The organism is Streptomyces smyrnaeus (assembly GCF_017676345.1).
Classification (GTDB): Bacteria; Actinomycetota; Actinomycetes; order Streptomycetales; family Streptomycetaceae; genus Streptomyces; species Streptomyces smyrnaeus.
The window spans coordinates 1-12,466 of record NZ_JAFFZM010000018.1; the positions used below are offsets into that span (position 1 = coordinate 1).

Consider the following 12,466-nt stretch of genomic DNA (forward strand, 5'->3'; position numbering starts at 1 on the left):
CGGTGTCTCCAACCTTACCAGAATCTTTTCCCGGCTCGTTTCCGAGCTGATTTCGGATTCCTGGCAATCGGTCGCCCTCAGACCGTAGTTGGCCCGGGTTCCCGATGCGGTGGAGATGTAAACGTACTGGAGCGGGGCGCCCGGAGGCAAATCGAGGCGCCCCGCTCGTCGTGGGTCCGCGCTCGTGCCTCGAGCGCGGACCCGACGGAGGGTCAGACCTCGACGACCACAGGGAGGATCATCGGGCGTCGGCGGTAGGTGTCCGAGACCCACTTGCCGACCGTGCGGCGCACCAGCTGCTGCAGCTGGTGGGTCTCCGCGACGCCGTCCTGGGCCGACTTGGCCAGGGCCTCATCGAGCTTCGGGATGACCGCGGCGAAGTCGGAATCGTCGATGCCGGAGCCACGGGACTGGAGATGAGGGCCGCCCACGATCTTGCCGGTGGTGCTGTCGACCACGACGAAGATCGAGATGATGCCCTCGTCACCGAGGATGCGCCGGTCCTTGAGGGAGGACTCGGTGACGTCGCCGACCGAGAGGCCGTCGACATACACATAGCCGGCCTGGACCTTGCCGCTGATCTTGGCCTTGCCGTCGACCAGGTCGACCACGACGCCGTCCTCGGCGATCACGATGCGGTCATGGGGTACCCCGGTCGCCGCGCCCAGTTCCGCGTTGGCGCGCAGGTGACGCCATTCACCGTGGACGGGCATCAGATTCCGGGGCTGGCAGATGTTGTAGAAGTACAGCAGCTCGCCGGCGGAGGCGTGCCCGGAGACATGGACCTTGGCGTTGCCCTTGTGGACGACGTTGGCGCCCCAGCGGGTCAGTCCGTTGATCACCCGGTAGACGGCGTTCTCGTTGCCCGGGATGAGGGAGGACGCCAGGATCACCGTGTCGCCCTGGACGATCCGGATCTGGTGGTCGCGGTTGGCCATCCGGGAGAGGGCGGCCATGGGCTCGCCCTGGGAGCCGGTACAGACGAGCACGACCTCGTCGTCCGGCAGGTCGTCGAGTGTCTTGACGTCGACGACGAGGCCGGCCGGGACCTGGAGGTAGCCCAGATCGCGGGCGATGCCCATGTTGCGAACCATGGAGCGGCCGACGAAGGCGACGCGGCGGCCGTGTTCGTGGGCGGCGTCCAGGATCTGCTGGATGCGGTGCACATGGCTGGCGAAGCTGGCCACGATGATCCGCTTCTGGGCGCTGGAGAAGACCTGGCGCAGCACTGCGGAGATCTCGCGCTCGGGCGGCACGAAGCCGGGGACCTCGGCGTTGGTCGAGTCGCTGAGCAGCAGGTCGATGCCCTCTTCGCCGAGGCGGGAGAAGGCCCGCAGGTCGGTGAGGCGGCCGTCCATCGGCAGCTGGTCCATCTTGAAGTCGCCGGTGTGGACGACCATGCCGGCCGGGGTGCGGATCGCGACGGCCAGGGCGTCGGGGATGGAGTGGTTGACCGGGAGGAATTCGCAGTCGAAGGGACCGATGCGCTCCCGGTGCCCTTCCTCGACCTCCAGGGTGTAGGGCCGGATGCGGTGCTCCTGGAGCTTGGCCTCGATCAGGGCGAGGGTCAGCTTGGAGCCGATCAGCGGGATGTCCGCCTTCTCCCGCAGGAGGTAGGGGACACCGCCGATGTGGTCCTCGTGGCCGTGGGTGAGGACGATGCCGTCGATGTCGTCGAGGCGGTCCCTCAGACAGGTGAAGTCGGGGAGGATCAGATCGATACCGGGCTGCTCCTCCTCGGGGAAGAGGACGCCGCAGTCGACGATCAGAAGCCTGCCGCCGTACTCGAATACGGTCATGTTGCGGCCGATCTCGCCGAGGCCGCCCAGCGGGGTGACGCGTAGGCCCCCCTCGGGGAGGTTCGGCGGCGGGCCAAGCTCGGGATGCGGATGACTCAAAAGACTCTCCTTACCACGCGCGCCACGCACCCGCCTGGGCACGTGGCGCGCGATATTCATGATGCGCACGCAGACGCACGTGTCGTACGTACGTGTCGTGCTTGTTCCGAAGGGTCATGCACTGTCGTGCACTGCTGCCGTTGTCCGGCGGTATGCAGTTGTGAAGTCTGAGACCTACAGATGTACCCCGCCGTGGGCGAGATCGTGCTTGAGCTGCTCCAGCTCCTCCGGGGACAGCTCGACCAGCGGAAGGCGGAGCGGACCCGCGGGAAGGCCCAGGCGGGCGAGCGCGGCCTTGGTCGTGATGACGCCCTGGGTGCGGAACATGCCGGTGAAGACCGGGAGCAGCTTCTGGTGGATCTCGGTCGCCTTGGCGACGTCACCGCTCAGGTGCGCCTCCAGCAGGGCGCGCAGTTCCGGCGTGACGACGTGGCCGACCACGGAGACGAAGCCGACGGCGCCGACGGACAGCAGCGGCAGGTTGAGCATGTCGTCGCCGCTGTACCAGGCGAGGCCGCTGGTGGCGACGGCCCAGCTCGCACGGCCGAGGTCGCCCTTGGCGTCCTTGTTCGCGACGATGCGGGGGTGCTCGGCGAGCCGGACGAACGTCTCGGTGTTGATCGGGACACCGCTGCGGCCCGGGATGTCGTACAGCATCACCGGGAGGTCCGTCGCGTCGGCGATGGCGGTGAAGTGCCGGAAGAGACCTTCCTGCGGGGGCTTGCTGTAGTAGGGCGTCACCGCCAGCAGGCCGTGTGCGCCCGCCTTCTCGGCGGCGCGGGCCAGCTCGAGGCTGTGTGCCGTGTCGTTGGTACCGGCTCCGGCGACCACGTGTGCCCGGTCTCCCACGGCCTCCACGACCGCCTTGACCAGCTGGGCTTTCTCCGCATCGGTGGTGGTCGGGGACTCACCTGTGGTGCCGTTGACGACGAGGCCGTCGTTGCCGGCGTCCACCAGGTGGGCGGCGAGCTGCTGCGCGCCGTCGAGGTCGAGCGCGCCGTCCGCGGTGAACGGCGTGACCATCGCGGTCAGGACCCGCCCGAAGGGCGTCTGCGGTGTGGAGGTCGGAGCCATAAGGTCCACGCTACTCGCAGCGCACCCCGCGACGCTCCCTCGGGGCCGCGGATACGGCGGGGATCTGCCGGGGAAGCGGTGGGGTTCCGGCTCCGGAGGAGTGCGAAGAGGGCCCCGGCACTGCCTGCTCGGGGGTTCAGGCAGTGCCGGGACCGCACAATCACCCTAGATGAAGTTCTTCAAACGTCGCAATACGGACACCTCTCGCACCCCGCCGACCGGGGGCAGGCCGGCTCAGGGTGCAACGCGGCCGTTGGCGTTGAACGCGGCGTACGTCAGCGGCATCAGCTTGGCCCACTGCTCCTCCATCAGCTCCCCCACCATCTCGATCTCGCGCTGCGGGAAGCTGGGCACCTTGGCCTGCTCGTGCTGGGTGCGCAGCCCCAGGAAGTGCATCAGCGAGCGGGCGTTGCAGGTGGCGTACATGGAGGAGTAGAGCCCCACCGGCAGCACCGCACGGGCGACCTCGCGGGCGACGCCGGCCGCCAGCATCTCCTCGTACGTCTCGTAGGCCCTGCGGTAGACCTCCTCCATGGAGCGGCTCGTCAGCTCGTGCTGCTCCTGGGTGCCTTCCACGAATTCGTACTTGCCCGGGCGGCCCTGCTGGACGAGCTTGCGGGACGGGTCGGGGACGTAGAACACGGGCTGCAGCTGCCGGTAGCGGCCCGACTCCTCGTTGTAGGACCACCCGACGCGGTGACGGTGGAACTCCCGGAAGACGAAGAGCGGGGCGCTGATGAAGAAGGTCATCGAGTTGTGCTCGAAGGGGCTGCCGTGGCGGTCCCGCATCAGATAGTTGATCAGGCCCTTGGAGCGCTCCGGGTCCTTCTGCAGCTCGTCCAGGGACTGCTCGCCCGCGGTGGAGACCCGGGCCGCCCAGAGCACATCGGTGTCGGACGCGCTGTGCTTGACCAGCTCGACCGTCATGTCGCTGCGGAAACTGGGGGCGGGCGGGGCGGGGGTTTCGGTCACCGGCTGGTCCTTCCACGTACGTCTGCCAGAGCGGGAGCCAGCCTACGGGGAGGGTCCGACAGCGGGAGCCGGGACGGATGGATAGTCCGCTTTGACCACTCTTAATAGGACAAACGAGTCTCAGGGAGGAAGAAACGCGACCCCGGTGACATAGCTCTGCGTCCCGGTTGATATTTTTCACATGCGTCCGTCGGCAGCGGGCACTCAGACGCCGACCCGGACGTTCACCTCATATCCAACCCAGCTACATGACCGACCCAGAACGATCACGCAGGAGCGCACCTTCATGTCCCGCCGCGGAGAATCCGTTCCGTTCGCCTTCATAGCCGAGGCAGACCGGTTCCGCAGCAATGTCACCCCGCCGCCCCCTGCCCGCCGCAGCTTCCGCCAGGTCGCAGGCAGCGCCCTGGTGGGGCTGACCATCGTCGCCGGGCTCGTGGGCTCGGTCCTGCTCGGCCTACCGGCACTCAGCGACAACCAGACCCCGTCGCACGAACCCCCGGCAGCGGCCGAGGGCCGCTGACCCGACGGCCACCCCCGGCAACGGCACCCGGGGGTGGCCGCCTCGTTCGGGCCTCGCTAATGTCACCGCTCACACCGCTGCGGCGAGCAGCCGCGTGCCAGACCCGTCGTGAGCGAGCGAGGACGTGCCGTGCCCCTGCCCTTTGTGACAGCCGACCGCGAAGACGCCGTGCACGCGGCCCAGTCGGTCACCCTCGCCGAGGCCGACCGCGATCTGTGGCGGCGCCCCTACCGCCCGGGCCCCTGGCGGGTCGGCGGCGGCGCGCTGCTGCTTCTCCTCGCGTCCTATGTGCTCTTCTCCGCTCTGATCATCGCTCTCGCCGGCGGGCTGCCGAGCGGGGCGATATGCGCGGGCGGCGGACTGCTGCTGATCGCCCTCGCGGTGCGCCTGCTGCGCGCCGGGGTGTGGGTCAGCTCGTACGGGCTGCGTCAGGTTCGGGTGCTGCGTACGACGACGCTGCGCTGGGCCGAGGTGGGCACGCTGCGTACGCTGCAGCGGCCGGTGCGGTGGCTCGGGATGCCGCGCACGGTGCAGGGGCAGGCCCTGGTGCTGGTCCCTGCGGGGCGGGCCGTCGGCGAGCGTACGCTGCTGACCAACCAGAATGCTGATTTCCTCTCCCGGCCGCGGGCGTTCGACCGTGCGGCCGATGTCATCGAAGGCTGGGCCGCCGAGTCGCGGTGAGCGGCCAGGGCTCGCCGGCCGGCGGCGCTAGTCGCGGCGAGCGGCCTCGTGCAGGGCGATCGCGTGCTGCATGGCCTTGCGGGCGCGGGGGGTGTCGCGGGCGTCGTGGTAGGCGACGGCGAGCCGGAACCAGGAGCGCCAGTCGTCCGGGTTCTGCTCCGCCTCGGCCTGCCGCCGGGCGAAGACCGCGTCCGCCGAGGCCCGGTCGATTCGGCCCGAGGGCGTGCGTTCCAGCTCGTCCACGGGCAGGCCGCCCTCCGCCTCCAGCTGTCGCGCCAGCCGTCCGGCCCGCCGTGCGAAGCGCGTGGTGTGCCACAGGAACCAGGCCCCGATGAAGGGCAGCACCAGCACGGCGACGCCGAAGGCGATGGTGACCGCTGTGCCCTGCTCGATCAGCAGCACGCCCCTGCTGCCGACCAGGACGAAGTAGACGACCAGGACGGCGGCCAGGAGAAAGTAGGTGATCTTCGCGCGCATGCTGCTGTGCTCCGTCGGTCCGGTCAGTCCAGGTCGAGGAAGTGTTCGAGCCCGAAGGTGAGCCCCGGCACCGAAGGCACCTTGCGCACACCGAGCAGCACACCGGGCATGAACGAGCTGCGGTGCAGGGAGTCGTGCCGGATGGTGAGCGTCTCGGCCTCGTCGCCGAAGAGGACCTCCTGGTGCGCGACCAGCCCCCGCAGCCGCACCGCGTGCACGGGCACTCCGTCGACGTCGGCGCCGCGCGCGCCCTCCAGTGAGGTGGTGGTGGCGTCCGGCTGGGCGGGCAGCTCCGCCGCCTCGCGGGCCTGTGCGACGAGCTGCGCGGTACGCACGGCGGTGCCGCTGGGTGCGTCCGCCTTGCCGGGGTGGTGCAGCTCGACGACCTCGACGGACTCGAAGAAGCGGGCGGCCTGCTGCGCGAAGCGCATCGTCAGCACGGCGCCGATCCCGAAGTTCGGGGCGATGAGCACGCCGGTGCCGGGCGACTGGGCCAGCTGGGCGCGTACGGTCGCCAGCCGCTCGTCCGTCCAGCCGGTGGTGCCGACGACGGCGTGGATGCCGTGGGCCAGGCAGAACTCCACATTGGCCATGACGACGTCCGGGCGGGTGAGGTCGACGGCGACCTGTGCGCCCGCCTCGGTCAGCGTGCTGAGCGGGTCGCCACTGCCGAGGGCCGCGACCAGTTCCATGTCGTCGGCGCCCTCGACGGCCCGTACGGCCTCGGAGCCCATGCGGCCCTTCGCGCCGAGAACGGCTACCCGCAGCTTGCTCATTGTGCTCGTTCCTTACGTGAGACGTGTGAGACGTGGTGAGACGTGATCGAGGAGGAGGGGGACGCCCGAGTCGTCAGGCTACGGCCTCGTGGAGATGAGCGGTCTGGCGGTCGGTGAGCCGCCCGATGGCGGCCACCGACGGGCGCCGGTCCAGCACGTCACGGGCGACCTCGCGGATGTCGTCAGGGGTGACGGCGGAGATCTTGGCGAGCATGTCGTCCGTGGACATCTGCTCGCCCCAGCACAGCTCGCTCTTGCCGACGCGGTGCATCAGCGCCCCGGTGTCCTCCAGACCGAGCACCGTGGAGCCGGACAGCTGGCCGACGGCACGGCGCACCTCGTCGTCGCTCAGCCCGTGCCGTGCGACGCTGTCGAGCTCCTCACGGCAGATCTTCAGCACATCGGGCACCTGGCTGGGGCGGCAGCCCACATAGACGCCGAAGAGGCCGCAGTCGGCGTAGCCGGAGGTGTAGGCGTACGTGCTGTAGGCCAGGCCGCGCCGTTCGCGGATCTCCTGGAAGAGCCGGGAGCTCATACCGCCGCCGAGCGCGGTACTGAGCACCGCGAGCGGCCAGCGGCGTTCGTCGTGCCGGGAGACGCCGGGCATGCCGAGCACCAGGTGCGCCTGCTCGGTCGGCCGGTCGAGGAAGTCGACACGGCCGCTGGTGCGCAGGGTGCGGCTGCCCGAGCGGGGGCCGACCGGGTCGGCGCCCTCGGTGCGTTCCAGGGCTCCCGCCCGGTCGAAGGCGGCCCGCACCTGCCGTACGACCTTCTCGTGGGAGAGGTTTCCGGCGGCGGCGACCACCAGCCGGGTGGGGTCGTAGTGCTTCTTGTAGAAGCGGGCCACCTGGTCGCGGGTGAGCGCGTTGACGGTGTCGACGGTGCCCAGCACGGGGCGGCCCAGCGGGGTGTCGCCGAACATGGTGTGCGCGAACAGGTCGTGCACGCAGTCGCCCGCGTCGTCCTCCGTCATCGCGATCTCTTCGAGGATGACGCCGCGCTCGGACTCGACCTCGTCCGGGTCGATGACCGAGCTGGTGAGCATGTCGGAGACGACATCGATGGCCAGCGGCAGATCGGCGTCCAGGACCCGCGCGTAGTAGCAGGTGAATTCCTTGGTGGTGAACGCGTTCATCTCGCCCCCCACCGCGTCCAGCGCCGCCGAGATCTCCAGCGCGCTGCGCCGCTCGGTGCCCTTGAAGAGCAGGTGCTCCAGATAGTGGGTGGCGCCACTCAGCGCGGGTGTCTCGTCACGGGAGCCGACATGCGCCCAGATGCCGAACGTCGCGGAGCGGACCGTCGGCAGGGTCTCGGTGAGCACGCGGAGTCCGCCGGGGAGCACGCTCTTGCGGACGGTACCCGCGCCGTTCTGCCCCGGGATCAGGGTCCGGGTGCGGGTCTTGGTACGGGCGACGGCCCGCCCTGCCGGGGTGGCGGGGCGGGCCGTCGTACGGAACGTACGCGTCACTTCGCGGTCTCGTCCTCGGTGTCTGCGGAGCCGGACTCAGAACCCGCAGCGGCCGAGCCGGCCTCGGAAGCCTCGGAGCCGCTGTCGGACTCGGACTCGTCCATGACGGGGATCAGCGAGAGCTTGCCGCGCTGGTCGATCTCGGCGATCTCGACCTGGACCTTCTGGCCCACGCCGAGGACGTCCTCGACGTTCTCGACCCGCTTGCCGCCGGCCAGCTTGCGGATCTGCGAGATGTGCAGCAGACCGTCCTTGCCGGGCAGCAGCGAGACGAACGCGCCGAAGGTGGTCGTCTTGACGACGGTACCCAGGTAGCGCTCGCCGACCTCGGGCATCGTCGGGTTGGCGATGCCGTTGATGGTGGCGCGGGCGGCCTCGGCGGCCGGACCGTCGGCGGCACCGATGTAGATGGTGCCGTCGTCCTCGATGGTGATGTCGGCGCCGGTGTCCTCCTGGATCTGGTTGATCATCTTGCCCTTGGGGCCGATGACCTCACCGATCTTGTCCACCGGGATCTTCACGGTGATGATCCGCGGCGCGTTCGGGGACATCTCGTCCGGGACGTCGATGGCCTCGTTCATCACGTCGAGGATGTGCAGCCGGGCGTCGCGGGCCTGCTTGAGGGCCGCGGCCAGCACGGAGGCCGGGATGCCGTCCAGCTTGGTGTCGAGCTGGAGAGCCGTGACGAACTGCTTGGTACCGGCGACCTTGAAGTCCATGTCACCGAACGCGTCCTCGGCACCGAGGATGTCGGTGAGGGTGACGTAGTGCGTCTCGCCCTCGATCTCCTGGGAGATCAGGCCCATGGCGATACCGGCGACCGGCGCCTTGAGGGGCACACCGGCGTTCAGCAGCGACATGGTGGAGGCGCAGACCGAACCCATGGACGTCGAGCCGTTGGAGCCCAGTGCCTCGGAGACCTGCCGGATCGCGTACGGGAACTCCTCGCGGGTCGGCAGCACCGGCACCAGGGCGCGCTCGGCCAGCGCGCCGTGGCCGATCTCGCGGCGCTTGGGCGAACCGACGCGGCCCGTCTCACCGGTGGAGTAGGGCGGGAAGTTGTAGTTGTGCATGTAGCGCTTGCGGGTCACCGGCGAGAGGGTGTCCAGCTGCTGCTCCATGCGCAGCATGTTCAGCGTGGTGACGCCCAGGATCTGGGTCTCACCGCGCTCGAACAGCGCCGAGCCGTGCACCCGCGGGATGGCCTCGACCTCGGCGGCCAGCGTACGGATGTCCGTGACGCCGCGGCCGTCGATGCGCTTCTTCTCCTTGATGACGCGCTCGCGCACCAGGGTCTTGGTCAGCGCGCGGTAGGCGGCGGAGATCTCCTTCTCGCGCCCCTCGAACTGCGGGAGCAGCTTCTCGGCGGCGAGCGCCTTGACGCGGTCCAGCTCGTTCTCGCGCTCCTGCTTGGCCGCGATGGTCAGCGCCTGGGCGAGCTCGTCGCGGACGGCCTCGCTGAGCGCCTGCAGGACGTCGTCCTGGTAGTCCAGGAAGATCGGGAACTCGCCGGTGGGCTTGGCGGCCTTCGCGGCGAGGTCGGCCTGCGCCCGGCACAGCACCTTGATGAACGGCTTCGCGGCGTCCAGACCGGCGGCCACGACCTCTTCGGTCGGCGCCTCGGCCCCGCCCTTGACCAGCTCGATGGTCTTCTCGGTGGCCTCGGCCTCGACCATCATCACGGCCACGTCGCCGTCGGGCAGCACGCGGCCCGCGACGACCATGTCGAAGACGGCCTCCTCCAGCTCGGTGTGGGTCGGGAAAGCGACCCACTGGCCCTTGATCAGGGCGACACGGGTGCCGCCGATCGGGCCGGAGAAGGGCAGGCCCGCCAGCTGCGTGGAGCAGGAGGCGGCGTTGATGGCGACCACGTCGTAGAGGTGGTCGGGGTTGAGCGCCATGATCGTCTCGACGATCTGGATCTCGTTGCGCAGGCCCTTCTTGAAGGAGGGGCGCAGCGGGCGGTCGATCAGGCGGCAGGTGAGGATCGCGTCCTCGGACGGGCGGCCCTCACGACGGAAGAAGGAGCCGGGGATCTTGCCCGCAGAGTACATCCGCTCCTCGACGTCGACCGTCAGGGGGAAGAAGTCCAGCTGGTCCTTGGGCTGCTTCGAGGCGGTGGTGGCCGACAGCACCATGGTGTCGTCGTCCAGGTAGGCCACGGCCGAGCCGGCGGCCTGCTTGGCGAGGCGGCCGGTCTCAAAGCGGATGGTGCGGGTGCCGAAGGGGCCGTTGTCGATGACGGCCTCGGCGTAGTGGGTCTCGTTCTCCACCAGGAATATCTCCTCGTCTGCGTCCGCTGCTCGTCTGCGGCGGACTGTGTGCTCAAGGAGCGCTCCCGGTGCGGGCCGGTCTTCGATCGAAGCTCCCGGTGCCTCCGCGGGGTTTCCACGGGTCCGGGGGCCACTACCGAGGACCGGCGTCTCGGGTGCGCTCCTCCTCATGCTGTCAGTGATGTCTTACGGCTTTGTCTCGCGTGACAAGACTACAAAGCTTCCACGTTCCGCGAGAGGCCGTCGTACTGCGATATGGGGAGCGGCCGTACTGCGATACGGCGAAGGGAGCGGCCCCCGGGTCCGGGAACCGCTCCCTTCGTCACGTACTAGCGGGCGCCCGCCGCGCCGCGGCGGATGCCGAGGCGCTCGACCAGCGCACGGAAGCGCTGGATGTCCTTCTTGGCGAGGTACTGCAGCAGGCGGCGGCGCTGGCCGACCAGCAGCAGCAGGCCACGGCGCGAGTGGTGGTCGTGCTTGTGGGTCTTCAGGTGCTCGGTCAGGTCGCTGATGCGACGGGAGAGCAGCGCCACCTGGACCTCGGGGGAGCCGGTGTCACCCTCCTTGGTGGCGAACTCGGAGATGATCTGCTTCTTCGTCGCGGCGTCGAGAGACGACACTCGTACTCCTCGGGGTTTCATGCCGCCGAGCGCCCCTGGTCTTCTTCACAGGGGAGGCTTCGATACTCGGGAGGCCGGTACAGAGTATCAGTGGCTAGCTGGTGAGACTGCGGGCCGCCGAGTAGACGTTCATCACCGCCAGGCACAGCGGCACCAACGTGAGCAGGAAGAACGTCTCCAGGATCTCCAGGAACCGGCCCCAGAAGGGGGTCAGGCCCTTGTTGGGGACCGTCAGCCCGATGGCGACGGCCAGCAGCGCGGTGACGGCGAGCGCAGCACTCAGCCACACGGTGCGCACCGCGTCACCGTCGGCGGGGAAGTCCACAGCGAGCCCGGTGCCGAGCAGCAGCAGCGCCGCCAGACCGGCGACCAGGGAGCTGCTGACCTGTGAGGTGTAGCGGAAGAGGCGGGAGCGCAACAGCATGGCGATGCCCGTGGCGAGAGTGAGCAGCTGCCCCCAGCCGGAGGAGGAGAAGCTGAGCACCGCGCTGGAGACGACGACCACGGCCGCGCAACCGCCGACCAGGCCGACGAGCAGTTCGTGGCCGCGCCGGGCCTGGGCCGCGATCCGCTCGGCGTCGATCGGTCCCTGCGTCTGCGGTGCGGCGTCCGGGTCGGTGTCGTAGTCGCTCATCCGGGTGCGGGTGGCCTCGAAGCCGATGGGCAGCCGCGCGAAGCGGGTCGAGAGGCCCGGAAGGAACGCGAGGACACCGACGGCGACGGGCGCGCAGATGGCGGCCGTCTCCACCGGACGCAGTTCGGTGACGATCGCGATGAAGGTGATCAGGGTGCCGATGGTCGCGGTGAATGCGGCGGCGACGAACGGGCCGTCCCCGTTGGGGGTGAGCGCGACCAGGATGGCCGCCCCCAGCAGCACGGCCACACAGCCGAGCAGGAACTGGAGCCTGCCGATGCCGAGCCCGTCCTCCAGGGGCAGCAGGCCGCTGCCCGCGACCATCAGGTGCGGCATGGCGGCGAGGCCCAGGGTGACGGCGGTCGGCCGGTCGTCGTAGACGCGGGCCCGTACGGCGGACAGCGCCAGCAGCAGCACCCCGGTGACGGCCGCCAGGACGCCCGCCAGCCCATGCATGTCGTGCCCGGCCGGGTCGGAGAACCACAGCACCACCGCCATCAGCGCCAGCAGCACACCGCCGCCGATCAGTCCGGCGGCGCGCAGCATGTCGTCGCCCCACAGCCGGCGGTCGCGGGTGACCGCGGAGGCGACCGCGTCGGAGACGTCGTCGAAGACGGCGGGCGGCAGCGACTCGGCGAACGGGCGCAGGCTGAGCACCTCGCCGTCCAGGATGCGCTGGGCCGCGAAGGAGCGGGAGCTGTCCAGGACCGTGCCGTCGCGGCGCACCAGGTGGTAGCCGACGGGCGCGCCCTGCGCCGGGCTCTGCCCGGAGAGCCGGAGGATCTCCGGGTACAGGTCGGCGACCGGGATGTCCTCGGGGAGCGCGACGTCGATCCGGCTGTCCGGTGCCACGATGGTCACCCGGCAGAAGCCGGTGTCCAGTGCCGATCCGGCCGCCCGGCCGGACGGACCGGCCGCACCTCGGGCACCGCCGGAGCCCGGCTGCCCGCCGGATCCGGTGGCCGCGGCGGAAGCCGTCGTACTCACCTGTGTGTCCCCCTCGAAGAGCCTGCTGGGCACCTGCTCGAAAGTGTGCTGGGCGTCGGTGTGCCGGGCTGAGCCAGAAAGCC

General features: G+C 69.9%; 11 protein-coding genes. 2 read left to right on the forward strand and 9 right to left on the reverse strand.

Translation table 11 applies throughout. The annotated features are described in order from the left end of the window. Positions 1–212 precede the first annotated feature (212 nt). The 3 genes from JW613_RS26340 to thyX form a co-directional block, all read right to left on the reverse strand. Positions 213–1,898, reverse strand: a complete 1,686-nt coding sequence (locus JW613_RS26340; protein ID WP_209213404.1) for a ribonuclease J — start codon at positions 1,896–1,898, stop codon at positions 213–215. A 174-nt stretch (positions 1,899–2,072) separates the two neighbouring features. Then, positions 2,073–2,972 (reverse strand): 4-hydroxy-tetrahydrodipicolinate synthase, encoded by a 900-nt coding sequence (gene dapA / locus JW613_RS26345; protein ID WP_209213405.1) that lies wholly within the window; start codon positions 2,970–2,972, stop codon positions 2,073–2,075. A 234-nt stretch (positions 2,973–3,206) separates the two neighbouring features. Continuing rightward, entirely contained in the window at positions 3,207–3,944 is a 738-nt protein-coding gene (gene thyX, locus JW613_RS26350; protein ID WP_209213406.1) for an FAD-dependent thymidylate synthase, read from the reverse strand. Positions 3,945–4,230: 286 nt separating this feature from the next. On the opposite strand from thyX, the gene JW613_RS26355 reads away from it, so the two are divergent. Then, the gene (locus JW613_RS26355) at positions 4,231–4,467 is read left to right on the forward strand and encodes a hypothetical protein (RefSeq protein ID WP_099884727.1); all 237 of its coding nucleotides are present in this window, start codon (positions 4,231–4,233) and stop codon (positions 4,465–4,467) included. Positions 4,468–4,596: 129 nt separating this feature from the next. Next, on the forward strand, positions 4,597–5,148 hold the full coding sequence (locus JW613_RS26360) for an SCO5741 family PH domain-containing membrane protein (RefSeq protein WP_209213407.1): 552 nt from the start codon (positions 4,597–4,599) through the stop codon (positions 5,146–5,148). Between the two features lie 27 nt (positions 5,149–5,175). Here JW613_RS26360 and JW613_RS26365 read toward each other — a convergent pair whose 3' ends face one another. From JW613_RS26365 to eccD, 6 genes are all read right to left on the reverse strand, one after another. After that, a complete protein-coding gene (locus tag JW613_RS26365) occupies positions 5,176–5,625 on the reverse strand; it encodes a tetratricopeptide repeat protein (protein ID WP_209213408.1) in 450 nt (149 codons plus the stop codon). A gap of 23 nt (positions 5,626–5,648) precedes the next feature. After that, positions 5,649–6,401 (reverse strand): 4-hydroxy-tetrahydrodipicolinate reductase, encoded by a 753-nt coding sequence (dapB, locus tag JW613_RS26370; RefSeq protein WP_209213409.1) that lies wholly within the window; start codon positions 6,399–6,401, stop codon positions 5,649–5,651. 73 nt (positions 6,402–6,474) lie between these two features. Further along, positions 6,475–7,869, reverse strand: a complete 1,395-nt coding sequence (locus JW613_RS26375; protein WP_209213410.1) for a M16 family metallopeptidase — start codon at positions 7,867–7,869, stop codon at positions 6,475–6,477. Then, positions 7,866–10,142: a polyribonucleotide nucleotidyltransferase gene (locus tag JW613_RS26380; protein WP_209213411.1), complete on the reverse strand. Its 2,277-nt coding sequence runs from the start codon at positions 10,140–10,142 to the stop codon at positions 7,866–7,868. The genes JW613_RS26375 and JW613_RS26380 overlap by 4 nt, the downstream gene beginning before the upstream one ends. Before the next feature lie 329 nt (positions 10,143–10,471). Further along, positions 10,472–10,762, reverse strand: coding sequence for a 30S ribosomal protein S15 (gene rpsO / locus JW613_RS26385; RefSeq protein ID WP_016470189.1), 291 nt, complete (start codon positions 10,760–10,762; stop codon positions 10,472–10,474). Positions 10,763–10,856: 94 nt separating this feature from the next. Then, positions 10,857–12,383 carry a type VII secretion integral membrane protein EccD gene (gene eccD, locus JW613_RS26390; RefSeq protein WP_209213502.1) on the reverse strand — a complete coding sequence of 509 codons (1,527 nt, stop codon included), beginning with the start codon at positions 12,381–12,383 and terminating at the stop codon, positions 10,857–10,859. Positions 12,384–12,466 lie beyond the last annotated feature (83 nt).

Coding starts and splice junctions, on each gene's coding strand:
- dapA (WP_209213405.1), bottom strand. CDS start 2,972: ATGGCTCCGACCTCCACACCGCAGACGCCCTTCGGGCGGGTCCTGACC.
- JW613_RS26355 (WP_099884727.1), top strand. CDS start 4,231: ATGTCCCGCCGCGGAGAATCCGTTCCGTTCGCCTTCATAGCCGAGGCA.
- JW613_RS26365 (WP_209213408.1), bottom strand. CDS start 5,625: ATGCGCGCGAAGATCACCTACTTTCTCCTGGCCGCCGTCCTGGTCGTC.
- dapB (WP_209213409.1), bottom strand. CDS start 6,401: ATGAGCAAGCTGCGGGTAGCCGTTCTCGGCGCGAAGGGCCGCATGGGC.